24 protein-coding genes are annotated in these 23,504 nt (G+C 45.1%); 6 read left to right on the top strand and 18 right to left on the bottom strand.

All coding sequences use genetic code 11. The features are described 5' to 3' along the window. The first annotated feature begins 122 nt into the window (after positions 1-122). Together HPL003_RS01940 and HPL003_RS01945 are read left to right on the top strand one after the other, a co-directional pair. Positions 123-743: a TetR/AcrR family transcriptional regulator gene (locus tag HPL003_RS01940; RefSeq protein ID WP_014277962.1), complete on the top strand. Its 621-nt coding sequence runs from the start codon at positions 123-125 to the stop codon at positions 741-743. 339 nt (positions 744-1,082) lie between these two features. Continuing rightward, a complete protein-coding gene (locus HPL003_RS01945; protein WP_202946272.1) occupies positions 1,083-2,513 on the top strand; it encodes a CoA transferase in 1,431 nt (476 codons plus the stop codon). Between the two features lie 181 nt (positions 2,514-2,694). Here the strand turns inward: HPL003_RS01945 and HPL003_RS27240 are convergent, their stop codons facing one another. The 4 genes from HPL003_RS27240 to HPL003_RS01955 form a co-directional block, all read right to left on the bottom strand. Continuing rightward, complete coding sequence (locus HPL003_RS27240; RefSeq protein WP_238533486.1) at positions 2,695-2,811, bottom strand: hypothetical protein; 117 nt, start codon at positions 2,809-2,811, stop codon at positions 2,695-2,697. Between the two features lie 73 nt (positions 2,812-2,884). Further along, a complete protein-coding gene (locus HPL003_RS30385; RefSeq protein WP_081473686.1) occupies positions 2,885-2,983 on the bottom strand; it encodes a helix-turn-helix domain-containing protein in 99 nt (32 codons plus the stop codon). Positions 2,984-4,528: 1,545 nt separating this feature from the next. Then, positions 4,529-4,837 (bottom strand): hypothetical protein, encoded by a 309-nt coding sequence (locus tag HPL003_RS01950; protein WP_014277965.1) that lies wholly within the window; start codon positions 4,835-4,837, stop codon positions 4,529-4,531. Positions 4,838-5,119: 282 nt separating this feature from the next. After that, complete coding sequence (locus tag HPL003_RS01955) at positions 5,120-5,998, bottom strand: hypothetical protein (protein WP_014277966.1); 879 nt, start codon at positions 5,996-5,998, stop codon at positions 5,120-5,122. A gap of 121 nt (positions 5,999-6,119) precedes the next feature. On the opposite strand from HPL003_RS01955, the gene HPL003_RS01960 reads away from it, so the two are divergent. After that, complete coding sequence (locus HPL003_RS01960) at positions 6,120-7,061, top strand: zinc-binding dehydrogenase (protein ID WP_014277967.1); 942 nt, start codon at positions 6,120-6,122, stop codon at positions 7,059-7,061. A 949-nt stretch (positions 7,062-8,010) separates the two neighbouring features. Here HPL003_RS01960 and HPL003_RS01965 read toward each other — a convergent pair. Both HPL003_RS01965 and HPL003_RS01970 read right to left on the bottom strand, forming a co-directional pair. Next, the gene (locus HPL003_RS01965; protein WP_014277968.1) at positions 8,011-8,799 is read right to left on the bottom strand and encodes a TrmH family RNA methyltransferase; all 789 of its coding nucleotides are present in this window, start codon (positions 8,797-8,799) and stop codon (positions 8,011-8,013) included. Positions 8,800-8,874: 75 nt separating this feature from the next. Continuing rightward, the gene (locus tag HPL003_RS01970) at positions 8,875-9,537 is read right to left on the bottom strand and encodes a potassium channel family protein (protein ID WP_014277969.1); all 663 of its coding nucleotides are present in this window, start codon (positions 9,535-9,537) and stop codon (positions 8,875-8,877) included. A 163-nt stretch (positions 9,538-9,700) separates the two neighbouring features. On the opposite strand from HPL003_RS01970, the gene HPL003_RS01975 reads away from it, so the two are divergent. After that, on the top strand, positions 9,701-9,934 hold the full coding sequence (locus HPL003_RS01975; RefSeq protein ID WP_014277970.1) for a small acid-soluble spore protein SspI: 234 nt from the start codon (positions 9,701-9,703) through the stop codon (positions 9,932-9,934). Positions 9,935-10,080: 146 nt separating this feature from the next. Here HPL003_RS01975 and HPL003_RS01980 read toward each other — a convergent pair whose 3' ends face one another. From HPL003_RS01980 to HPL003_RS01990, 3 genes are all read right to left on the bottom strand, one after another. Next, a complete protein-coding gene (locus HPL003_RS01980; protein ID WP_014277971.1) occupies positions 10,081-11,661 on the bottom strand; it encodes a peptide chain release factor 3 in 1,581 nt (526 codons plus the stop codon). Positions 11,662-11,971: 310 nt separating this feature from the next. Further along, a complete protein-coding gene (gene zwf, locus HPL003_RS01985) occupies positions 11,972-13,528 on the bottom strand; it encodes a glucose-6-phosphate dehydrogenase (protein WP_014277972.1) in 1,557 nt (518 codons plus the stop codon). Positions 13,529-13,714: 186 nt separating this feature from the next. Continuing rightward, entirely contained in the window at positions 13,715-14,479 is a 765-nt protein-coding gene (locus HPL003_RS01990; protein WP_014277973.1) for a YwmB family TATA-box binding protein, read from the bottom strand. Positions 14,480-14,722: 243 nt separating this feature from the next. Between HPL003_RS01990 and HPL003_RS01995 the strand changes: the two genes are divergently transcribed. After that, on the top strand, positions 14,723-15,187 hold the full coding sequence (locus HPL003_RS01995; RefSeq protein ID WP_014277974.1) for a hypothetical protein: 465 nt from the start codon (positions 14,723-14,725) through the stop codon (positions 15,185-15,187). A gap of 143 nt (positions 15,188-15,330) precedes the next feature. On the opposite strand, the gene HPL003_RS02000 is transcribed toward HPL003_RS01995, so the two are convergent. The 9 genes from HPL003_RS02000 to HPL003_RS02040 all read right to left on the bottom strand — a co-directional run bounded on the left by HPL003_RS02000 (position 15,331) and on the right by HPL003_RS02040 (position 22,169). Continuing rightward, on the bottom strand, positions 15,331-15,981 hold the full coding sequence (locus tag HPL003_RS02000; RefSeq protein WP_014277975.1) for a response regulator: 651 nt from the start codon (positions 15,979-15,981) through the stop codon (positions 15,331-15,333). Continuing rightward, positions 15,959-17,038, bottom strand: coding sequence for a sensor histidine kinase (locus HPL003_RS02005; RefSeq protein ID WP_014277976.1), 1,080 nt, complete (start codon positions 17,036-17,038; stop codon positions 15,959-15,961). Before HPL003_RS02005 ends, HPL003_RS02000 begins: the two co-directional genes overlap by 23 nt. Positions 17,039-17,053: 15 nt before the next feature. Continuing rightward, positions 17,054-17,701 (bottom strand): cell wall-active antibiotics response protein LiaF, encoded by a 648-nt coding sequence (gene liaF / locus HPL003_RS02010; protein ID WP_014277977.1) that lies wholly within the window; start codon positions 17,699-17,701, stop codon positions 17,054-17,056. A gap of 147 nt (positions 17,702-17,848) precedes the next feature. Further along, on the bottom strand, positions 17,849-18,553 hold the full coding sequence (locus tag HPL003_RS02015) for a PspA/IM30 family protein (protein WP_014277978.1): 705 nt from the start codon (positions 18,551-18,553) through the stop codon (positions 17,849-17,851). Continuing rightward, a complete protein-coding gene (locus tag HPL003_RS02020) occupies positions 18,553-19,041 on the bottom strand; it encodes a PspC domain-containing protein (protein ID WP_014277979.1) in 489 nt (162 codons plus the stop codon). Before HPL003_RS02020 ends, HPL003_RS02015 begins: the two co-directional genes overlap by 1 nt. Before the next feature lie 7 nt (positions 19,042-19,048). Further along, the gene (locus HPL003_RS02025; RefSeq protein WP_014277980.1) at positions 19,049-19,720 is read right to left on the bottom strand and encodes a PspA/IM30 family protein; all 672 of its coding nucleotides are present in this window, start codon (positions 19,718-19,720) and stop codon (positions 19,049-19,051) included. A gap of 76 nt (positions 19,721-19,796) precedes the next feature. After that, positions 19,797-20,108: a LiaF transmembrane domain-containing protein gene (locus tag HPL003_RS02030; RefSeq protein ID WP_014277981.1), complete on the bottom strand. Its 312-nt coding sequence runs from the start codon at positions 20,106-20,108 to the stop codon at positions 19,797-19,799. A gap of 130 nt (positions 20,109-20,238) precedes the next feature. Beyond that, a complete protein-coding gene (locus HPL003_RS02035) occupies positions 20,239-21,462 on the bottom strand; it encodes an MFS transporter (protein ID WP_014277982.1) in 1,224 nt (407 codons plus the stop codon). A 155-nt stretch (positions 21,463-21,617) separates the two neighbouring features. After that, complete coding sequence (locus HPL003_RS02040; protein WP_014277983.1) at positions 21,618-22,169, bottom strand: TetR/AcrR family transcriptional regulator; 552 nt, start codon at positions 22,167-22,169, stop codon at positions 21,618-21,620. A 441-nt stretch (positions 22,170-22,610) separates the two neighbouring features. On the opposite strand from HPL003_RS02040, the gene HPL003_RS02050 reads away from it, so the two are divergent. Beyond that, a complete protein-coding gene (locus tag HPL003_RS02050; RefSeq protein WP_014277985.1) occupies positions 22,611-23,321 on the top strand; it encodes a class I SAM-dependent methyltransferase in 711 nt (236 codons plus the stop codon). The last annotated feature ends 183 nt before the right edge of the window (positions 23,322-23,504 follow it).

The raw sequence follows: 23,504 nt of genomic DNA on the forward strand, positions 1-23,504 counted from the left end.
CTTATACAACAATTATTCTGACTGGTCAATATTATTTTAGCTCAATGAAGTGAGCATGATGAATGTTCGAAATTTTGTGATATACTGAAATTATATTCAATACAGGAGTTTCTGGAGGTTGTATGGTTCGCTATAAAAAATCTGAAGAAAAACAAAAACTGGTCCTTTATGCTGCCTTTCAAGCGGTTTCTGAGCTTGGATTTGATTCCGTAACGCTTCAGGTTATCGCTGATTATGCAAAGGTGAGTAAAGGAGTTGTTCATTATTATTTCGAGAGTAAAGAAGCAGTTCTTATTGAACTGTTGAAATGGCTAACAGCGAAAATCTATAAAAAGGAATGTGTTGCTATAGAGCTTGAAAAATCCGCCGTCAAGAAGCTTCATGCATATATCAGCTCTGTATTTGTTTCTCCAGAGAAGAATCGCACATTTTATCGGGTATATTTGGACTTTCTGGCCAAAGCAAGCCGAAATCCGATTTACCGTGAAATCAATCAACAGTTTTATGATAATTGCAACGCTATTGGGAAGGAAATTATCCAGTTGGGCCAAAAAGAAGGGATTTTTGTTATAAATCTTTCTGCTGAGCAGACAGCTCCGAAGATTCGCGCTGTTATTGACGGCTACCTGATCCAATGGCTAATGATAGATCGGGATGATCTTCATGAGTTCTATCGGGAAGCATGTCTGCAGACAGTCATGAGCATGCTGAACAATTCCGACTCATTCGAACCAAAGAAGTAAAATTCTCTTCCTTGAGTCTCCCTCTCATATGGAGCAAGCCGACGTAGAAAAATCAATCATAGAAGAACAAGCACTTTAAAACGCCCAAACCTTGTAAGATAAGGGCGTTTTTCTTTTTATCCGCTTTGCTCAGTACCAATAAAAATTCAGAATTCCGTAGTATTCTTAAACTTGCTACATTTAAAAAAATGTTGACCGGACAGAATAATTATTGTATAAAAAGAGAGTTGGATGATTTTTTTAAGATACACTCTCCTACTGCCCTTATTTCAATATCATTTTACTGAGAAATCCATTATTCAAACATTACTTTAGGGAGTGAGCAATATGAGCAATAGATTGGGAAAGACAGGTGCATTCTCGGAACTGATGGCAATTCGTTCTGGTGATAAGCTTGACCAAAACGAGGTTAACTTTTCTGGCGAAGATCCGTTGTTTAAATCCCCCTTTCGTATCGGTGAGACGCTGGCTGATGCATTAGCGGCAAGAGCAGTTGCCGCTAATGATCTGTGGCAACTGCGCGCTGGCCGACGACAAACCATCAGTATTGATGTGAGTGCTGCTGCCGCAACATGTCTGGGCGGTGAAGACATGACGCTCACACGTGATGAGGATGGACAGTATCGGCCTGCCCCGATCTCGGAAGATGTGGAACATATGGTGGCATTAACCCAGCCTTGGCAGACTGCAGATCATCGCTGGTTTGTGCCGCACTTCAATCTCCCGCATCTTGAACGTCGGGTCTTGGACGTGTTGAAATGTGAAAATACGCCGGAGTCCGTTGCTCAGGCCGTACGTCGTTGGAAGGCAGACGACCTTGAAGAGGCTTTGGCAGCCGTAAACGCATGTGGCGGGGTTGTTCGTACGCCGGAAGAATGGCTGGTACATCCTCATGGGGCCTACTTGGCATCGCGTCCCGTAGTAGAGATTACAAAAATTGCTGACAGCGCCCCAGAACTGCTTCCCCCTGGAACTCAGCCATTATCCGGAGTGAGAGTATTGGATTTAACCCGCATTTTGGCTGGTCCGACGGCGGGAATTGGGATGGCTGAGCATGGTGCGGATGTTCTAATGGTCACCGCTCCTCATCTACCTCAGGTGCCTCCTTTCGTCCGCGACACCAGCCACGGCAAACGTAGTTGCTTCCTTGATTTTAATCTTGCTGATGAAGCGGCCCAACTTAGAGATTTAGTACGGGAAGCTGATGTGTTCATTGAGGGATATCGTCCACACCGTCTCGAAGCTCATGGCTTTGGAGCCGATGATCTAGTAAAACTGCGTCCGGGATTGGTATACGTAAGCGTGAACTGTTATGGTTCTGGCGGACCATTTGCTTCGCGAGCTGGTTGGGATCAGGTCGCTCAGGCGGTGACTGGAGTAAGTTTTACGCAGGGGATTGCGGATAAGGCCGGTCAACCTAAGTTGACACCGGTATACTTGTGTGACTTCCTTACTGGATTTCTCGCAAGTTTTGGAGCCATGATTGCGTTGGCACGTCGTGCCCGTGAGGGAGGAAGCTATCGAGTACAGGTTTCGCTGTGCCAATCCGCTATGCTCCTTCAAAGACAGGGATTGCTGGAGAACTTTGAACACGCCCCAGGCCGGCTGTCCGATGCAGAGTTTGAATCTTATGCAGTATGTGACAATAATACAATCTACGGCGATCTGAAGAGTTTAGGCCCGGTAATCCGGATGTCGGAAACTCCTCCGCGGTGGTCTAATACAACGCCCGAACTTGGCAGCGACAAGGCTGAATGGTTGCCACGATAAAGCACCTTCCCCACTGAAAGTGAAAATAACGGTTGCTTGCTGCAGGATTTTGTCCTTCAGCAGCCGCCAATTCTTGTTACCGTTGGGTTTCAATTTGTGACTTAAACAGACAAACCTCCTTCACCACTTTTAAGTAGTAAAGGAGGTTTTTTTCTTAATAAGCACAGATTCAAAACATCTTTTATTGATCATACCACCGGGTGAGATCGAAGCGACGAACAGCTAGAATGAACTGCAAAATCAATTGTTGTCTGCAATCTTTATTGAGTTTGCCGTCTTGTCTTGAATACTTGTTGATTAACGGTTCGTAAGGCTCATCAACTCAGCCTCTGCCTGTCTATCTCCACTTTGAGCTAGCTGAATCAAATCAATTACTTACGCTTAATCCAGCGATCTAGAGCCGAGGCTGTGAGGCCATATTCTTCCACCAAATCTGCTCTGGACTTTCCGTTCTCGTATAATTGCACCATTTGCTTCTTACATGTGCGTATTCCTCTTACGAAAGTGCACACTTAGGAGTTTCCAGTTGTACATCTACTCTTGTAGGCATCGTCACCAACTCTTTTTACGATTGTTTCTACGATGTCAAAAAGACATTTGTTATGGCGTCCTGATTGTAATTAGGACGGACGTATCTGCGGATTACCACTAGCCAATTCGAACCCTACGCTTCCCGATGGCCTACAAATTAACTGAAAAGGGGCTAAGAGATTATAAACATTATATAGTAACTTTATAGCGTCCACTGAGTTTACACAAGTTGTTTTCCCCATAATCCCTTTTTCACCAAATGTTCAGACACGATCTTATTTTTCACAATATTCATCCGGAAGAAAACTGCAAATCGTTCGTTTCTTTTCCTCTAATTCCTACCGCTACGAACCTTCTACAGATGCGGATCGGTGTACGACAACAAATTTTTTCCGGTGACTCATTATCTCATTCAGAGACATTAGAAAAACTGACCATATCCTGTATAGCATTGATATTTATTAATTCACGTGGCTTTATGTCCCCAGACCTCCGCCATTTAGCGCTAACTTTGTCTGCAGACGGTTACTTAAATCTTCAGAACGTCATCTATGACTTGACTCAGTTTTTCCTGCATGGTTTGGATATTCCGATTCCTGACGATTTTACATCAATAACTTCTATTAACTTATGTAATACTCCCAATGTCACGTAAGATTGAATGGCGTACGCCATTTCCGGAACTTTTCCGGTTGATTTCTTCAATCATCGACGCGTCTTCGAGTAATGCGCACCATCGATTGTTTGGACATGACATGAAGTTCACACCTGGATTGTTAAGGGCTAATTTCGGCTAGCTTGATATCCTTGGGCAAGAAATGCTACCGAAATAGCTTTACCAACCAGAAGGGAAATCACAGGATGTCCTGCTAGACAAGCCATGCATATACGTTAACTGCGGGTGCACAAGCATAGTGGAGTACCGAACAACTTCTTCAATAACCATACACTTGGCTTGGGACATCGACAATAGCAACAATTCTATTTTTATCTTACTCGATCACTTAACGGATGCATTTTGCAATCGCCAACCTTCCTCTAGTCCGACTTCACCATTACGTACTCGAGGAAAACGATTATATGGATTAGGAACAACTGAATGTAACGGACCTGAGACTCTCCTAATTGAACGTCTAAAAATAGAACAGAAAGAAGTTCCGTTTTTGGTTTATCCACTCCGGTTAAAGCTGTAAACCAGATTCTGAGGAAAAATAGAACTCTCTATTCTTTCTCTCCCGTTTCTTATCAAACTGTGCGATATAATCAACGATACCCATTTTGCTCGCAGTGCCGATAATTTCGGATTGAATTTTCGTTCTGACCTCATTTTTCATAAATTGAACAATGTCTGCTGGAAAGCAGCCATAGAAAATAATGAAATTAAATAAAAAAAGAAAAATAATCTTATATTTTGCTTTTATTGGATATTCCCACTCTGATCTATCTATTCATTCCATATTTCAATTAACATGAAATGAAACCACTCACTGGTCATACCATCTTTCAATCTGTTCTTTTTCAATATCTTCATTTTGTTTTAAATAATAAGTCTCTGAGCACCACTTAATTTGAGGCTCTCTATTCTTTTCATAAATTTTTATTAGTTGGTTTAAAACAAAAATCTTTTGTACAATATTTTCACTAAAAAAATTAAGCTGTCGATAATAAAAATTAATATCCTTTTGATAAGGATGGCGATCCTTTTGGTTCCTCTCATATACATCAAGAAGCTGAATATGTAAATTATATATATCTTTATAATTAATCTTAATCTCCTCCCTTTTTATTTTCATAACCAGCATAGCCATATAGCAAACGAAATAGACATATGATATCTGTTCGGTGAAAATAAAGTATTAGACTAGAGTTGTTGATTTAGCGAGGTTTTTGAACTGAAGAATCGTCAGCTTTTGAAAAATAAGTTTTCGACTGAACAATTAATATAAAGCAGCGGCAGACCAAGACTTGATAAATAAAGCCTTAGACTGCCGCTGTTGTCATTCAACTAACAACCACCTATTCTGAATTATCAGCTACCAATAACTTTTCGATTCCATCCTCTTGTAAGTGTCGGATTAGACAAATGCACAATCAGCTGGACATCCCAGGTTCTCGAAAACTGTGCGCGCAGCAGAATCTACCGGCAGGAAAACCTCAATTTGCGGATATAAGCGGCCGCCTGCGGAAATCGAAACCTGTCTGTAGCGTACGGGAATAAGGCCTCCGGAGCTTTCCATTCTGGCTAGAATTGTTTGTATTTGATCAACATTTCCCCCTACATCCGGCACACTCAGATATTCGCACGCGTTATATTTCTGAACTCTATCCAGCAATTTTTGATACCACGCATCATAACGCGAGAGCATGTGCTCACTCTTAAAGGCTTGTATTCCGTTTATGATGTGCTCCTCCCACTGCTTAAACGACGCCTTGTCAAACGTGGAGCGGGACCGGATAGGAAAACCAGAATTAAAATGTAAATCGACCCTATTCATTAAACCGTCATATGAACGGTCGAGAGGGATTTCGAACAATTGATGAAACGGCTCATTTAATCCCTTGATGTCCTGAGTATGTGTTACGACCATGGCGGGAAAAGGAATACTCCTCATCATTTGCTGAGCCCACTCTAATGCACGCTCCAACGACCGTCCATACAATTCGGTCTGAATTGGAAGAAAACCGGCTGCCAAAAGCAAATCGTTACGCTCGTCGGATGTACACTCAAGATATTCTGCAATATTTATTATCGTCTGGCGGGTCGGTATGCGGCGGGTACGTCCAACCAGCAAATTTTTATACGAAGGAAAAGCCTCGTCGTTTAGCTCTTGTTGAGTAAATCGTTTCAAGGACGGTTGAGGTTGATCGACAAGCTTTTGCTGGCGTTTTATCCGCAGGGCTTCAATTTCTCCCATTACGATTCTATGTCTGGAATTCTCCGTATCTATATCCATCTTCTCTTCCCTTCTCTTATGAAGTGTAGTTCTGCACTTGGGCCGAACCTTTATCTAAAGTATACTCCTCATTGAAATGAAGGTCATCTAATGACCATAACCAACATGGAGGAAAACCGATATGATTCGTACTATTATTATTGATCCGCATGCCCCGTCTCTTTTGGCCTTCAAGGAAGTTGACGCCCCTCAGCCTAAGCCATGGGAAGCGCTTGTGCAAGTGAAGGCCGTCTCACTCAACCGCGGTGAAGTGAGTGACGCTAAAAATCAGGAAATATCTAGCCGTCCTGGCTGGGATTTCGCCGGGATTGTCATCGAGCCGGCAGAGAACGGCGCAGGACCGCAAAAAGGGGCCAGGGTTGTTGGTTTGCTCCCGATGGGAGCCTGGAGCGAGCAAGTGGCTGCTCCCGTATCGTTGTTGGCCGAAATCCCAGACAAACTCACTTTTACGGAGGCGGCTACCCTCCCCGTAGCAGGGCTCACGGCTCTTTATGCACTTCGAAAAGGCGGCATGCTGCTTGGCAAACGGATTTTCATTACAGGCTCTAGCGGTGGAGTTGGGTTATTCGCCCATCAGCTTGCAGTCCAATCCGGCGCATACGTTGTAGGTACGGCAAGCACGGAAGAGAAGGCTGAGCTTGTTCGGGAGGTCGGATCCGACGAAGTGATCATTGGATATTCCGCAATTTCATCAGCCAGCAAATTTGGGCCGTACGATCTGATCATCGATTCAGTAGGCGGCAATGCACTGGCGGCGTTGCTGCCGCAGCTAGCGCCCCAAGGGATTTGCGTTGCGGTAGGATTTTCCTCTTCAAATACCGCAATGATCGATATGAAGAATATGGTGACCAGCGGAGGAAGAACCTTGTACAGCTTCTTTTTAGGTGAGGAACTCACTCGTCAATCAGCCGCGGACGATCTGAGTTTGTTGGCCCGGCTGGTCACAGATGAGCGGTTAATCCCACGAATCCAAGTGGAGGCGCCTTGGACCGAAATTGACACCGTTGCCCGTAATCTTATGGAACGGAAATTCTCGGGCAAAGCCGTGCTTCACTTAGATTGATTATATAAGTTTGCAACTATAATCCCAGGAATCTAAAAACGAATCTGAAAAAGAAACGGCAGTAGTACACCCTTACTCGTTTGAGTGGGAGTACCGCTGCCTTTCAATGAACCCGGCTATTTGACCTTTATATTTCGTATAGTAATCCATCCAGCTTTAATATCAACACAGTTATTCCTCTACCCTCAGTGGCACCGCTTTAAGAATGTTCATTTTCTCTCACTATTCTGCCAGTTGGCTTAATGAAATGCTCACCAGTCTAATACTTTATTTTCTAAGTCTAAAACTTTATTTTCCGAGTCTAGTACTTTATTTTTCAGTCTAACACTTTATTTTCTTCGGACAATATCAATTTAATATTTCTCAGAATTAATCAACAAATGAGATAAATGATGGGTACCGTTTCGCCTCAGCTTAACAATACAATCTAAAAACAGGTTTGCTAATTATCTAAATATCCTCGAAAGCTAAAGACAAACTTTGCCTGAGTATCGACGGATGTAATCCTCCAAAAAGCAGAAAGAGATTTGAATGGGAATAGCAATTTCCCAAAAACGGGTTATCATTTCACCTACCATCTATAACGTAAAAACAGCCCCGAAATAGAAAGCTTTTCATCGGGACTGTTTAGGTTAGATATTAAATTGTCCTGTAGGTAAGAATATATATAACAAAATTTTATTGTAGCCGAGAAGAGGTTATTTTCCCTTTAGATAATGTTTGTCTTACTTCTTGTTATAAAAAATTTACTGTCCTTTTTCACCATAAAATAAGAAAACTTAGATTAATCATTAACAGATAATTTTGTATTTGGTTAGCCTTAATTCCCGGTTTTATTGGGTTTTCGAGGACATTGACTGTCTCATTTAGATGGTATAAACAGTCTCATTTAATAATATAATTAGTCTCAATTGATGTTATAAACCACATTATTGTAGTTATTCCCACACTAGCTTCGCTGTCTCATCGCCTCAAAAAGCAGCACCGTGGAGGCCATCGCTGCGTTCAGCGATTCCGCCTGCCCCTGCATCGGAATGAACACTGATTCATCCACCATACGTGCGGTGGATGCAGAAATACCCTGCCCCTCGTTGCCAATGACGAGCCAAGCGGAAACACGCAAATCAACCGCATAGCACGACAGGCTTGCGTCCAGCGAGGTGCTGATCAGTCGGGCACCTTTGCTTTTAGCCTGTGGCAAAAGCTCCTCCAGACTGCCCTCAATCACGGGCAGGTGAAAAAGCGATCCCATCGTAGAGCGGATCGTCTTCGGGTTGTACAGGTCGGCGCAGCCATGACCCAGAATGACGCCTGCGGCTCCTGCGGCGTCCGCACTACGGATGATGGTGCCTACATTGCCGGGATCCTGTACCCCGTCCAGCACCATCACCAGCGCATCCGGCTGCTCCAGCAACGCCGGGAATGCGCCGCGCTCCTCCTTGCGCACGATAGCAAAGACGGACTGCGGTGTCTTCGTATCGGTGCATTTGGCAATGACTGCCGCCGACACGGGAACCCATTCCACCGGCCGGTCTGCTTGGTCCAGGTCATTCAGCTCGGCAGGAATGCCCTTGTCCAAATCATAGGCAACGCTTTCGACAACCGCGTTCGAACGCAGCGCTTCCTGCACCAGATGAATGCCCTCGACGATATATTTATGCTGCCGGGTGCGATGCTTTTTTTCCAGCAGTTGTGCCCATTCCTTTACACGTGCATTGTTCGGTGAAATGATTTCCATTCGTTATCCGTCCGTTCCTTTAAAAAAATAAATGATGTATCACTTGTGTTCGAACATCAAGTCATTAAGCCAACATTACACTGCAAAAGCCAGCTCCAGCTTGGTTAAATCATCCTTATGGCCTACAATAACAAGCACATCCCCCGTCTCCAGCCGATCTTCAGCATAAGGGGAGATATTCATTTCCTGATCTCGGCGAATCGCCATCACGTTACAGCCAAAACGAGCTCGTATATCAAGTTCCTTCAGATTTTTTCCTATCATGGAGTCCGCCGCTTTCATCTCCAGAATACTATAATCCTTGGACAGCTCAATATAATCCAGAATATTCGGGGACGTCAAATGATGGGCTACTCGTAGCCCCATGTCCCGCTCAGGATAAACCACCTTATCCGCGCCTATCTTTTGCAGCACTTTCCCGTGCAATTCATTTTGCGCTTTTACGATCAGAGCTGGCACCCCCATATCCTTGAGGATTAATGTCGTCAATATACTTGCCTGTATATCTTCGCCAATCGCCACTACGATGACATCAAAATTGCGGATACCAAGCGCTCGCAACGCTTCCTCATCCGTCGAATCGGCAGATACCGCATGTGTCACAATATTCGACATTTCCTGTGTGCGCTGTTCGTCCGAATCAATCGCCAGCACATCAAAGCCCATTTCGCTCAATGCAGTGGCAACACTGGAGCCGAAACGACCCATACCAATTACCGCATACTGCTTCTTAGCCATTTCTTCCTTACCTCCCGATCACCATACTGTTCGTCATAGTATAGCATAACCCGCCAAAAACATAAATTTGGCATGCTTATGCCAAATGCTTCTTCATGTATACCGGACAGCAGTCCAAGCCATAATACACCCGACAACAATTACAAACATACGGGAGGTACACATGCCCATTACACTGGATTTACGACAAGCCATCGTTCACAAGGTTCACGGCAAATCAGAAGCTGATCTTACCGATATGATTATAGGGTCAGTGGATGGACCAGAGGCCGCTTTGCCCGGATTGGGTGTCATTCTTGAGGTGGCATGGAAGCACATGAGCCAGGCCCAACAACAAGAGTTTGTCCATCTGGCACATGAGCAGCTTGATAAAATTAAGCCCGTCCCGCTAACCTAAGCTCTATCTTCAAACCTTTGTTCAATCCTGCTTCATCCTACTGCCCGTATACGTGAATAGTCCACTCGCCGTAACACCGAGTGGACTATTCGTTGTACAGATCAAATAACATTTTTCATTCATGTCCTACTTATCAAATCCAAATCTTATGGAGCCATCTCCAAAAACTTGGCTGTAGGATTTTTCTCTATAGCGGTCCGCATCGCATACTCATTTTCGAACAAGGCGACATAATTGCCCTTCTTATCCTTCACCAACGTAGAGTTAATACGGAATTTGCTTGGATCAATTTGATCATCCACAATCCAGCGTGCAAATTGGAATGGCATACGCTGAAGCTGTACATCAACTCCATATTCACCCTTCATGCGGTACTCAAATACTTCAAATTGCAGTTGACCGACAACGCCCAGCAGCGTATCGTCAAAGCTTACCGTACGGAACACCTGAATCATACCTTCCTCGGTCAGCTGGTCAATACCCTTCAGATACTGCTTGTGCTTCAAGGCATTTTTCACCGTTACCTTGGCAAAAATCTCAGGCGAGAAGGTCGGCAACTCATCAAATACAACCTCTCCACCTTGACTAAGTGAATCCCCAATACGGAAAATACCCGGATCAAACAAGCCGATAATATCGCCCGGGAAAGCTTCCTCGACAATATCGCGGTCCTGCGCGAGAAACTGCTGTGGTTGGGACAACTTAATCTCCTTGCCCATCCGTACATGCTTAACACTCATCCCCCGTTGGAACTTACCAGACACAATACGCAGGAATGCGATGCGGTCACGGTGAGCCGGGTTCATATTTGCTTGAATTTTAAATACGTAGCCGGTAAATTTCTCGTTCGTCGGTTCGATTTCCCCCGCAGTACTGCGACGCGGCTCCGGCTTGGGAGCAAGCTGAAGAAAGTTTTCCAAGAACGTTTGAACTCCAAAGTTATTAATCGCACTACCGAAGAATACAGGCGTTAATTCCCCGCGCTGTACTTTCTCCATGTCAAAAGGATCACCCGCAACATCGAGTAACTCCAGATCCTGACACAATTGGTCATGCAAATATTCACCCGCCATTTCGCGAATGATTGGATCATTGTAATCCTCCACTTTTTGTACCTTGATCGTGGAATGGTCGTCTCCCTGAAACAGCTCGACCTGATTTTTGACACGGTCATAGACACCGCACAACTCACGTCCTGTACCAATTGGCCAGTTCATAGGCACCGAACGGATGCCGAGTACCTGCTCCAGCTCCTCCATCAGATCAAAAGGACTGCGTCCCTCACGGTCCAGCTTATTAATGAAGGTGAAAATCGGAATTCCACGCTTGGCACAAACCTGAAACAGCTTAATCGTCTGCGCTTCCACACCCTTCGCTACATCAATCAACATGACTGCACTATCCGCTGCTGTTAATGTACGATAAGTGTCTTCACTAAAATCCTGGTGACCTGGGGTGTCCAGAATGTTAATGCGATGCCCATTATAATCAAATTGCATAACTGAGGATGTGACCGAAATCCCCCGCTGCTTTTCAATCTCCATCCAGTCACTCGTGGCGTGCTTGCTTGCCTTACGCGCTTTAACTGAACCGGCAAGACGAATCGCGCCCCCGAACAGCAGCAGCTTCTCCGTCAGTGTCGTTTTTCCCGCATCCGGGTGAGAAATAATCGCAAACGTGCGCCGTTTGTCGACTTCCTGTTGAAGTATATCCAGTGTTTTACTCATTTCACATATCCCTTCGTGATCAAATCCATTGCGTTCCTGCTCAAGCTATTCATAAAAAGGCCATGATGCACGCCTGTTATCGTAAATTCATCGGTGCTATCGGTTTCTTTACCGTTAAATCCAGTATTCGGCGTACTCCGTTACCATATTCATTATAAATACGATCTATTTACATGTTTTAGCCTGCCTTTAACGTATAATCAGTTGCAAACTGAAAACCTGAGACTAAGTTATTATAGCACACTCCGAACGCAAAGCATCCCCTTACATCCTGAACAGGACGTAGGGGGATGCTGAACAATGATCAGGATTACTGAGTGCCGCCTACCCGCCAGATGACATTATCTTCATCCTGGCCACTGACCGGCCACCATTTGAAGCCATCTTGCTCCAGCAGCTTGTGAGCGCCTTCCGGTCCCCATGAGCCTGCAGCATAGGTTTCCAGCGTATCCGGGGCTTGTTGCCATGCTTTGGCGATCCGATCCACGAATCTCCATGCTGTCGCAACCTCATCCCAACGCGTGAAGTACGTAGAGTCCCCTTCAATCGCGTCCATCAACAACCGTTCATAAGCCTCAGGCGAGTTGATGCCAACCATACAGCTTTGGCAGAAATCCATAGCCAACGGTTCAATATCCGATTCCGAACCCGGCTTCTTGGCATTAATCTTGATATAAATGCCCTCCATCGGATTAACCCGGATCACGAGCAAGTTCGGTTCCAGCTTATGCTTTTGACCAAGATACACGTTCGTAGGCATGCTCTTAAATTCCACGACGATTTCGGTTGTCTTTACAGGAAGACGTTTGCCGGTACGAATGTAGAACGGAACCCCTGCCCAACGGAAGTTATCCACAAATACGCGTGAAGCAAAATAAGTCTCTGTGCTCGACTGTGGATCAACCTTGTCCTCTTCACGATACCCCGGCAACTGCTGACCGCGATAGCTTCCTTCCGTGTATTGACCACGTACCACATTAGTCAACACATCCTCTGCGGATTCAAAAGGACGCAGCGAACGCAGCACTTTCACCTTTTCATCACGGATATCCTCAGGGAGCAAACGGCTTGGTGGTTCCATCGCAATCATCGTCAGCATTTGCAGCATATGGTTCTGTCCCATATCCCGCAGAGCGCCGGAATGATCGTAATAACCTCCGCGTTCCTCTACGCCCACGGTTTCACTAAGCGTAATTTGCACATTGGAAATATGCTTGTTATTCCACAATGGTTCAAAGAAGGCGTTTGCGAAGCGGATCACTTCGATATTTTGCACCATTTCCTTACCAAGATAGTGGTCAATCCGATAAATTTCTTCCTCTTCAAATACTTCGCGTATCTCAACATTCAGCTCTTGCGCAGATTCCAGGTTATAACCGAACGGCTTCTCAATGACAAGACGATTCCAGCCCTTGCCATCCATCATACCGCCTTCTTTGAGGCTCTTCGATACGCTCCCAAACAGTTCAGGGGCCAAAGCCAAATAAAACAAACGGTTCCCCGGAATGCTGAATTTCGTCTCTATGGTTTCTGTCTGCTGTCTCAGTTCATGAAACCCTTCAACATTGTTGATATCCAGTGATTTATATTCAAAATGCTCGGCAAATGCCTGCCATTCTTGATCGTTTTCTGCCTTATAACGGCTAAACTCCTGTATCGATGCGTACAGGTCATTACGGAATTCTTCCTCTGTGCGAGGGCGTCTCGCTACGCCAATAACGGCAAAATCCTCACCCAGCTTCCCTTCGCGGTACAAGCTGTAGATCGCAGGAAAAAGCTTGCGGCGGGCCAAATCGCCCGTAGCACCAAAAATAAATAACACAGCGCCTTGCGTCACAACAGATTCATTATTAGTTATGTCAGCCATGAAGTACCTCATTCTTCCCATGACAAGATTCCGCTTCCACAACCCTCGAAATCCGCATGTAGTATTGTGTATATTTATTCAAGATCATACTTGATTTTCGACAAACATGGAACTGAAGATTTGATGACATTTTAGCATATTCAGCATGGATAAGCTATCCGATGAATCATAAATTTACCTTATAAGTCAGTATTCTATCGTAATCAACGGAAAACCGATCGTAATACGCGTATCCTGATGCTCCTCATCTTCATGCACAGCCATCTGCATATGCACCTGATGCTCACCACTTTGAACTGCCAGGGGCAGCTTCGGTGCTTCATAGGATACAGCCACTGTCGTCGCATCTGTATATCTTTCTTTTGCCTTAATGGACAAGCTTCCTGCTAAACGTGTCTCTGTCAGCTTCATCAGTTTGTCCACGGGCTCATCTGAATGCAGCGAATGCTGAATGGACGTATTCCATACTGCTTGTACTCCCACAGCCGCCAATTGTTCAGCACAAAGCTCATGCAGCCGGATTAACTGCTCACGTCCTGCATTGCTACTCTCGAGTTGAACGACCGTATACCATTGACCGGCTAGCTGCTCCATCACGTTTAAGCGGATTTTCAGTTCTCCGCTACTGCCAACAGATCGATACACCGTGTGTCCATTTTCCTCAACCTTGCTTACGGCGGGAATATTCAATTGATCAGCTATCCGGGCAGCCATGGCTGCCGGATCATCACCGTAAGAAGTCCAGTCACCTTGCCATTTCACAACCAGCTTATCCAGTGTACCAGGAGCCAGATCCGAGACGGTCAATACAGAGCGCAAGTCCGCTCCTGCCTTGAGGGAATCATCTCCGGTAGCTTGAAACGTCCCGTAACGCCAGCCTACCAGTAACAGCAACGTCCCGAACACCGCGATAGCAACAATCCCTTTTTTAATGACCTCTGCTTTTAACATCATGGTTCCTCCCGCTCCACAAGCATCCGATTCCTGCTGGCACATTCTAGATGTTTATTCGGCTGGCTTGGATTCTATCAATCTATCAATAGCTTTCCCGTTGCAAGAGGTTTTATACACGCAAGAAGCAGAAGTCCATCTTTTAAAAATATTCGTTACCTGCTGGGTGTTCAACCATACATTATAGGCATCATGAGAATAGACTATGATCACAACGCATCTTACTCAGAAAGAGGTGAAATCATGTTTCCCATATATCCTGTAAATGAAGCCAATGTGGCACCTCACGGTGGACGTCTGGTCTGTGCTGTTCTGCATGACGGCACACGACATGTTGGCATTCTCAGCGGGTGTAGCAAAGGTAAGCTGATGCTGAACGGATATCCATCCTCCTTTTCTAACAGTTTCTATGCCGGAAACTATAATGACAAGGGAAAACAAGAACTCAAGAAGATATCCTCCAAAAAGAAAAAAAGAAATCCTAAAAACAAAGCAAATTCCTCTGCCAAAATAAGCAGTTTAGTCAAACCCCCTAGGGAGCCGCTGAGTTCGTCCCCTCCCTATGACACAGGTGGATTTGCTGGAAATGGTTACGGTAGCTATGGAAATGGTGGACCAGGCTATCGCGGCGGATACGGTGGATATGGATACGGAGCCGGACTTGCGCTGGATTTGGCCTTAATCGCCTTTCTGTTCTTACTTATTTAAATACCATTTTAAGGATCGAAAAAAACCGGAGAGCTCCTACAAGTCTCCGGTTCGTTGTATTTACCTATTTAATTTTGAACCTGTTCAGCAGCGTAAAATGGCTCCATTCTTTTGTATTTCATAGTATCAATCCGTTCTACACGCTACTCCGCTAATCCGTTTTTGTAGGCATAGATTGCCGCCTGTGTGCGGTCCTCTACCCCTAGCTTGGCCAAAAGGTTCGTGACATGAAATTTCACTGTCTTGATCCCGATGATCAGCTCATCTGCAATATCCTGATTGGATTTACCCTGTGCCAACAGCCGGAGCACTTCCATTTCACGATCCGTCAGTTCCGCATGCGCAGGAGCTTCAGCCTGCGGCTGGCGAAATCGATTCATCATTTTGGAAGCCACCTGCGATTCCAGCACGGACTGTCCGCGTGCCGCTGCACGGATCGCATCTGCAACCTCAGATGCACGGGACGTTTTGAGCAGATAGCTGAACGCGCCTGCTTCAATAACCGGATACATTTTCTCATCGTCCAAATAACTTGTCAGTACGATGACCTTCGCTTCTGGAAGCAGGCGTGTCACTTGGCGAGTCGTCTCAATTCCATCCATGCCGTCCATAACCAGATCCATTAAAATCACGTCCGGCTTGTATTCCGTAGCCAGTCGTATGCCTTCTTCCCCGCTCCCGGCCTCGCCTACCACTTCAATGCCTTCTTCCGTGCCCAACACCGCCGCCAGACCAATCCGTACCATTTCATGGTCGTCTACCAGTAGTACGCTAATCGGCAATTCCGTTTCCATGATCATCGTTCCTTCCGCTTTCATCATTTATAACCGGCACCGATACCTCAATTCGTGTTCCTTTCCCCGGAGCCGTTATATACTGGATAGCTCCCCCAATCTCACTGACCCGCTCTTGCATCGTGGATAAACCATACGAAGTCTGCTTTTTCTCATCCAGCTCGAATCCAATTCCGTTATCCCTAATCGTTAATCGAACCGAATCCGGGCGTTGCACGATACGAATCTCCATGCGGCTTGCTTTGGCATGACGCAACGTATTAGACATAGCTTCCTGAACGATGCGAAACAAATGGTTCTCAATGCCTTTAACCAACTGTACTCCGCTCTCCATCTCAAAATCAATCTCCATGGGAACCTTGGCCTGCAATTCCTGTATCAAATCACGCAATCCCTGTTCCAGCCGCTTGCCTTCCAGATAGACAGGTCGTAAATGAAGCAGCAACGCCCTCATTTCGGATTGCGCCACCGAGGACATTTCCTCAATCAATGCAACCTGACGCTGCGCCTTATCAAAATCCTTATCCAGCGTCCTGCCTACAGCCGTCGCCGTCATCGAAATGGCGAACAATTGCTGCGACACTGCATCATGTAGCTCCCTCGCCAATCGTTGCCTTTCCTCGACAATCGCGGTCATTCTCGCCTGCTCTGCCAGTTGTGCATTGTTAGTGGACAAGCGCTGCAAAGAAGTAACCTGCTCTTGCCATTTGCGCCCGATTCGCTCCAGTTGCTCGCCCAGCCTGCCCAACTCATCATGACCCAGTGGCGGCAGCTCCCGGGCAGGAGTCCCCTTTTCCCACATCAGCAGCGTCTCCCGAAGCCTTTCCAGCCTGCTTTTGAAGCGGTAACTCTCATAAAAACCGTATATTGCCCCGGTGCCAATCAGTACCATGACGACGGCTCCCACAAATTTCAGTATCATTCCCCAGGTTGGGAACGACTTCACATATCCATATGTATACAGCATATAAAAGACAACTACGCCCACAACAACACACAGGAGGATACCTTCACCCATACTGCGGGTTACCATGTTGGACGTTTTTTTATGATTCATCCCGGCTCCTCCTGATCAATAAAATCGGACGCGCACATCGCCCGCCAAATACGAAACGACAAACTTCACTTTATATTCACTCTGCGCATAATTGGGTGACTTCCAAACCAGACGATTGAGCATACCCGCCTCATGATCACGGTCAAATTGGATCTGCCCGAACAATACGAACATTTCCACCTCTACACCGTAATTATCCGGTAGCGTGATGTCAATATCACCGAAGATACCCTGCAAAAATATAACGGGTTCACGTTCTTCCGGAAGTGCCAACGTCAAATCAGCATCCACATCCCCAACCACATGCCATATACTTGTGCTTCGCAAGCTCCACGGCACTTCGTCCCATTTATGATTGGATATAAAATTGTGCTTGAATATCGAGCTTTGACCCTTATGCAGCTTTCTTGACCGTGAATAGAATACAGCTAGTGACCCTAAGGTTACTACCACAAAAAGGAATAAATGATCCAGTACGAGTAGCCCTGCCCCAATTGCGAGCATGGTATAGCCCTTTTTGATTTTGGAATTACGAATCTTATATATTCCGGCCAACATCAGGATCAGTGCAACCACGGAGAGGAAGCCAATCCACTGACCGAATAAAATGATAATCCCGATTGCGATACCCGCCAGTGCCAAGACTGATTTCCTTTTCTCCATGCTGCACCCCCTTTATTTATACAGGAAGGAAAAGCCATAGTGGCGCGAAATTCCGCCATATGGCTTTTCCGAACCATACAGATTGAGCACTATAATTGACCAGTGTCCATTCCATACAGCATATCATAATGTCTTATTTTCGAGTAGTCAGTCCTTCTTTATATCTACTGGTTTAGCACCCGTTTGAATTTTGGATTTGAGCTGTTGAAGCTGCTCATCCACTTTGAATTGTTTTTCAGCCTCTGCCGGATTGACATACGCTTCTCCCGGAGCTTGACGGTAAGGGGCACGCAGTACGTCAGCTTCTGCTTCCATTTGCATGATTTTTTCTTCCATGCGGTGGAAGCCCAGCGAAGCAGATCCACTTTCAATCGTGTGCAGACTATTGATTTGCGACATTTGTTTTTTGGCTTTTGCCATTTGAGCGCGGGATACCAGCTCATTGCGCTTGTTGCGCATTTTATAGAACTCATCCTTCATGTCGTGAAGCTGTTGCACCAATTCTTTGGCTTGAAGCTCGGCTTGCGTGTGCAGGTCGCGGTACTCATCTTGTTTTTGTGTAAAATAGATCTTTTCGCCCAGCAGCTTGCGCGCTACTTCCTCCTGGCTGTTCCGCAATGCGGATTCTGCTTGTTGTTCACGCTCATTAGATACTCTTACTGCTTCCTCAAAGCGCTGTTTCATGCGACGTTCATTTGCCATTTGCTTGGCAACCGTTACTTCTGCCTCGTGAATTTCCCCCTCCATATCGCGCAGATATTGGTTCAGCATAATAATCGGGTCTTCCACTTTATCCAGCACTTCATTCACCGATGCTCTTGTCATATCCTTCATTCTTTTAAAGATTCCCATTATTTACGATCTCCCTTCTCGAATTGCTCTACTTTTTTGCGTAACTCTGCCAACTCTTTTTTCATTGCTTTTTTCTCGATATCTTCCATCATGGAATCCAGATCACTGTTAGGACCTGTGTTAAATTTGGATGAATGGCGGGCATCTTGACCAAAAGATTGGCTCGAATTACCGTATGCTCCGCCCTGATTGTAACCAGTTCCTGGTCCGTACTGAGATCCGGTGCTGTTCCCGCCATAATAGCGTGAATCCTGTTGATTGTAAGGCCCGCTGTTGGGACCAAATCCTCCATCATAAGGGGATCTCGGCTCCTTGGAGATAACTAGCGCCGCGATCACATAAATCATAAACGTGGTTCCTGCAGTTATAAAGAAACTGATCACAACCAGAATACGAATCCAAGTTGAGTCCATCCCTGTTGCGTCAGAAAGACCGCCGCATACACCTGTTAATACTCTATCCCGGTTTGATCGGTAAATTCGGGTCATAATCAACTTACTCCTTCCCGCTGTTGTTCAGCTTACTCTTCAGTCTCGCCCACTCTTGTTCGAGCAGCGAACCGCCGCCATGGGCATCCTGCGTGTGACCGCCTTCTCCCCGCCGCAAATCACGCAGACTCAGCGTTTCTGCTTCCATATCGGCTACCCGATCTTCCAAGCGGTTGAACATTCGGGGAACATTTCTTCCACCGTATGTACCTGCCCGTTCGTTCATCTGCTGCTGGAGTCTCAACGTTTGTACACGTGCCGCATAATACTGGCGCTTGCCGTTTACCGTTTGATATTCCGTTTTTAGGGTATCTAGCTGATGCTCCAATTCACGTAGCGATTCACGGCTCTGCTCCCACAGCTCTCTATACTGCTCTTCTTTTTCTGCATACAGCATTTTTTCCTGAAGGGCCAGCTTTGCAACGTGTTCTTCATCTGCCTTTAAAGCCAGCAGCGCCTGTTCCTCCCGTTTAATCTGCATGGACACTGCGTGATCCAGCTGTTGCTTCATCTGTCTTGTGTGCACTGCGTATTGCTGATGAAGCTTTTCCGCTTCGGCAATATCCTCGCGGGTGTTATACAAGAACTGGTCTATCAGTTGTATCGGATCTTGACTTTGTTCCAAATGTTCATTGAAGGTCGCTACCGTAATATCACGCATTCTACGAAACACACTCATTTGCGCTGCTCCTTTCACATCTCGTATTTCCATACTTTCGTTTCTGTAACTCACATTACCCGCGAATCCATCAATCTCAGTAACGTCTTCTGCGGTCACTCAGCAATGAAACACCGAATATGATTAACCCAATTGCCAGCAGCGGCCCCAAAAGCCATGACAGTTTGCCGAGTAAAACCAGTACCCCGATTACAAGCACGATCCATCCGAAGACCACATTTCCTCTTTTCACACCGTAGTAACCTAGCATGATCATCGCTATCGGGATTAAGTAACCGATCAAGTATCCTACAAAGTGACCGAAAAACGGAGTAAACTTACCGAGCAGCATAATCGAACCCAATACAATCAGTACAATAGCCAACCCATTCCCTTTGTTAACTCTCATCATCTCTCACCGCCTTTCACTGTGTCTTGCTTATGTCCTTATTGTACGCTGATCCGGAGTTCGCCAAAACGGTCCTTAGACGGTTTTTAAACCTAGACCTAAGTCGGGGATGCATACAGACCTGCGGCTATCATCCTCTATGTTGTTCTGCTGCACGGGCTGTTGAGTGTTGCTCACCCACTTGCTTGGAGCGTAGTGAAAGGACGAGACAAGCCAGTAACGCTATAGCTGCAACCATATAAGGCAGGTTAATATGAACATCGAACAGCAGTCCTGCAATCAGTGGTCCGATCACATTACCCAAACTTGTATAAGATGAGTTCATTCCAGCTACGAACCCCTGCTCATCCCCGGCCTGCCGTGATAAAGATGTGCTTACAGCCGGACGAAGAATGTCCATAGCCAGAAAAATGATGAAGGTCGTCAACATAATCATGGCGTACTGCTCGGCAAACAGTGTCAAAAAAATGAATAATCCCGCAACCGCCAGACAGAGATGAATGATCTTTTTCTCGCCAAAACGATTAATAATCCAGCCAAATATAGTCGCTTGGACAACTGCCCCCAGAATGGAACCTGTGGTTATAATGATGGCAATATCCACCGGCGTAAAACCATATTTATGATCTACAAACAATCCGAACACCGTTTCAAAGTTAGCCAGCCCAAAAGCAACCACAAACACAATGATCAATCCCATGAAATAAGGAGAACGATACGACTTGGCAAATTGCTGCAAAAGGTTTTCCTTTTGCCGTGGAAGCTCTCTATTATACCGTTGCTTTTCCTTGCTTAAGGATTCGGGCAGCACTAGCAAAGACAAAATAGCGGCTATCCCTGCGGCTCCTGTGGCTGCAAAAAAGGGAATACGTATTCCGTACGTGGCCAGCAAACCACCAATACCTGGTCCGATAATAAACCCAGTGTTGATCGCCGCATTAATCAGCCCCATCCCCCGGCCTCTTTCCTCGAATGAGGTCACGTCAGCAACATACGCCATAATAGAAGGAGTAAGCAGCGCAGCCCCCGCCCCGCCCATGATTCGGGCTACAAACAAGGTAGGTACAGAACTAGCCAGTCCAAAGACAAGCTCGGATAACATAAAAATAAACATACCCGAAACGATCAATTTTTTACGTCCATAACGATCAGACCACTTGCCCGCCAATGGTGATAGTAAAAGCTGCGTCAGGGCAAAAGCCGCAACCATCAGCCCCATCGAGGAACCATTCATCCCCAGCTCGCTTATAAATTTAGGTAATACAGGTACAACCAAGCCAATCCCCATAAATGCCAAAAAAATATTAAGCATCAGTAACAGCATGGCTCCCCGATTTCGTGTCAGCATAGACATGTTTCAACCCTTCCTTTTCCTGTGTATCTTTTATTATTTATCATTTCTTAAACTTGTTTGCCGCATCTCTAAAACAATAAAACTTAAATTGTTTTATTAGTTTTCATATAAAAAATGGCCCCTTCACATATGTAACATATTGTTGAGGCTATTTTCTATTTTTCAACCAGTCCAAATAACAAAATATCTGCAATAGAATAAGTGGCATCCTCTACCGTCACACTGTTCTCCAGAAAAAAGCGCTGATCGAGCGTTAAATTTATCGAATCAATAATAAGTCTCATGATAAGAGCCTCGTTTTTGTTTACAATAGTCCCTTCCCGGATACCCTGCTGAATTAATGTTCTGATCTGGGGCCAATCATTCAAATCGGCATGCACTCTTTTCCAATGATCAGGATAATATTTTTTCATTTGTTCCAGTATTCGTAAGTCATAAAACTCATAATATTGCGGCATGACCCTAATAGCCTGCTTAATCTTCTCTAACAAAGTTAATTGATCGTTTCCGATAATTTGCTCGGTTATTCGAATCATATCATCATTCGTACGCTCTATAAGCGTTTCTAAAATGAGTGTTTTGGACGAAAAATGCTCATATAAGGTACGCTTGCTAATAGCGAGTCTTTTCGCAAGGTCATCCATGGTAAATTTCAAACCACTTTCATGCGCTTCCTCTACAAAAGCTTCTAAAATCCTTTCCTTCATCTTCATCCCTCATTTCTTTCTACTCGATAAAACTAAAAACGTTTTTTCAGTACCAACATCCTACTACACAATTAGAGACCCCGTCAAATTTACCTGAGGTTCCCACTCAATTCGAGTTGCACCTGCTGTCCAATCATAGCTGTCGTCCCCATATTGGGAGCCACCTCAAGTAGCTTTGTATCAGGGGTGATTTGACAAGCCTCCAGAATTCTTTCCGTTGCAGCTTTACCTCCTGGACGCAATCTAGTTTTACCCAGGGAGGCTAGAAATAGATGGGCGGGCTTTTCATTGGCAGTTTTATTCATGTATGGGCACATTGTGATTGGAATCACTAGATTCGTAAAAAAAAAGAGTATATTTCTATTAAATCGGTTAAACACCTTTATGTTGGACACCATATCTCTAACAATACAGTAATTGACTACCTGAGGAGCGAACAATATGACGAAATTCTATCAAGTATTAACCCCATATTATGATGAAATATTTCCTGCAAATGACAAGCAAATCAGCTTTCTATCCTCCTGCTTCCCAGCCGCCTCCACTCTGCTTGATGTAGGTGCAGGAACGGGCAACACTGCGATTGCTTTGACAAAGGCTGGCTATATCCTTACTGCAGCTGAACCCGAACAAAGCATGACCGTTAAGATTAAGGAAAAAGCAAACCGAGACCAGCTTCATATAAAAGTGATGCCAAATAGCATACAGCAATTACCCCAGTTAAATGAAACGTTTGATGGTATTTATTGTATCGGCAACACTCTTGCCCATCTGGACAATTTCAATGAAATATGTACATTTCTTCAAGTTGCATATGACATACTGAATGAACAGGGAAAGCTGGTCATTCAAACTGTAAATTTCGAGAATGTATTACGTCACAAAAAATATTCCTTCCCGCTGATACAAAAAGAAACGTTTACATTTACTCGTAAGTATGAGCCTTTAGATCATAAAATTAGGTTTACTACAATTTTGGAAGATCATCCAGATACTCATTCAAATGCGATCCTTCTTTATCCTGTTACAAAAACTCAGCTTCAGAACGAGCTCCTGAATTGCGGATTTCATTCTATATCGGTATACGGTGACTATGGCAAGTCTCCCTATAGCATAGAATCACCAGCGCTCGTTATTATCGCATCCAAATAGGTGACTTAATACTCATAATAAAAGATAAAACGGGATGCTAACCCTAACGCGTTCTTCATAGCTATTATTGAACGGCACACAAAAATCAGAACAGCTACTTGAAATAAAAAATAGGTTTGTAAAAATTGTTAACACAATTTATCAAACCTATTTTTGGTATGCCAGCGAGAGAACTCGAACCTC

The organism is Paenibacillus terrae HPL-003 (genome assembly GCF_000235585.1).
Classification (GTDB): domain Bacteria; phylum Bacillota; class Bacilli; order Paenibacillales; family Paenibacillaceae; genus Paenibacillus; species Paenibacillus terrae_B.

What these genes read in the sequence shown, in the direction of transcription:
- HPL003_RS01965 (WP_014277968.1), bottom strand. Translation starts at nt 8,799, where the DNA reads ATGGAAATCATTTCACCGAACAATGCACGTGTAAAGGAATGGGCACAA.
- HPL003_RS01960 (WP_014277967.1), top strand. Translation starts at nt 6,120, where the DNA reads ATGATTCGTACTATTATTATTGATCCGCATGCCCCGTCTCTTTTGGCC.
- HPL003_RS02015 (WP_014277978.1), bottom strand. Translation starts at nt 18,553, where the DNA reads ATGGGAATCTTTAAAAGAATGAAGGATATGACAAGAGCATCGGTGAAT.
- HPL003_RS01950 (WP_014277965.1), bottom strand. Translation starts at nt 4,837, where the DNA reads ATGAAAATAAAAAGGGAGGAGATTAAGATTAATTATAAAGATATATAT.
- zwf (WP_014277972.1), bottom strand. Translation starts at nt 13,528, where the DNA reads ATGGCTGACATAACTAATAATGAATCTGTTGTGACGCAAGGCGCTGTG.
- HPL003_RS01955 (WP_014277966.1), bottom strand. Translation starts at nt 5,998, where the DNA reads ATGGATATAGATACGGAGAATTCCAGACATAGAATCGTAATGGGAGAA.
- liaF (WP_014277977.1), bottom strand. Translation starts at nt 17,701, where the DNA reads ATGGAGAAAAGGAAATCAGTCTTGGCACTGGCGGGTATCGCAATCGGG.
- HPL003_RS02035 (WP_014277982.1), bottom strand. Translation starts at nt 21,462, where the DNA reads ATGTCTATGCTGACACGAAATCGGGGAGCCATGCTGTTACTGATGCTT.
- HPL003_RS01990 (WP_014277973.1), bottom strand. Translation starts at nt 14,479, where the DNA reads ATGTTAAAAGCAGAGGTCATTAAAAAAGGGATTGTTGCTATCGCGGTG.
- HPL003_RS30385 (WP_081473686.1), bottom strand. Translation starts at nt 2,983, where the DNA reads ATGGTGCAATTATACGAGAACGGAAAGTCCAGAGCAGATTTGGTGGAA.
- HPL003_RS02000 (WP_014277975.1), bottom strand. Translation starts at nt 15,981, where the DNA reads ATGGAAACGGAATTGCCGATTAGCGTACTACTGGTAGACGACCATGAA.
- HPL003_RS01940 (WP_014277962.1), top strand. Translation starts at nt 123, where the DNA reads ATGGTTCGCTATAAAAAATCTGAAGAAAAACAAAAACTGGTCCTTTAT.
- HPL003_RS02020 (WP_014277979.1), bottom strand. Translation starts at nt 19,041, where the DNA reads ATGACCCGAATTTACCGATCAAACCGGGATAGAGTATTAACAGGTGTA.
- HPL003_RS02025 (WP_014277980.1), bottom strand. Translation starts at nt 19,720, where the DNA reads ATGAGTGTGTTTCGTAGAATGCGTGATATTACGGTAGCGACCTTCAAT.
- HPL003_RS01975 (WP_014277970.1), top strand. Translation starts at nt 9,701, where the DNA reads ATGCCCATTACACTGGATTTACGACAAGCCATCGTTCACAAGGTTCAC.
- HPL003_RS02040 (WP_014277983.1), bottom strand. Translation starts at nt 22,169, where the DNA reads ATGAAGGAAAGGATTTTAGAAGCTTTTGTAGAGGAAGCGCATGAAAGT.
- HPL003_RS02030 (WP_014277981.1), bottom strand. Translation starts at nt 20,108, where the DNA reads ATGAGAGTTAACAAAGGGAATGGGTTGGCTATTGTACTGATTGTATTG.
- HPL003_RS01995 (WP_014277974.1), top strand. Translation starts at nt 14,723, where the DNA reads ATGTTTCCCATATATCCTGTAAATGAAGCCAATGTGGCACCTCACGGT.
- HPL003_RS01980 (WP_014277971.1), bottom strand. Translation starts at nt 11,661, where the DNA reads ATGAGTAAAACACTGGATATACTTCAACAGGAAGTCGACAAACGGCGC.
- HPL003_RS01970 (WP_014277969.1), bottom strand. Translation starts at nt 9,537, where the DNA reads ATGGCTAAGAAGCAGTATGCGGTAATTGGTATGGGTCGTTTCGGCTCC.
- HPL003_RS02050 (WP_014277985.1), top strand. Translation starts at nt 22,611, where the DNA reads ATGACGAAATTCTATCAAGTATTAACCCCATATTATGATGAAATATTT.
- HPL003_RS02005 (WP_014277976.1), bottom strand. Translation starts at nt 17,038, where the DNA reads ATGAATCATAAAAAAACGTCCAACATGGTAACCCGCAGTATGGGTGAA.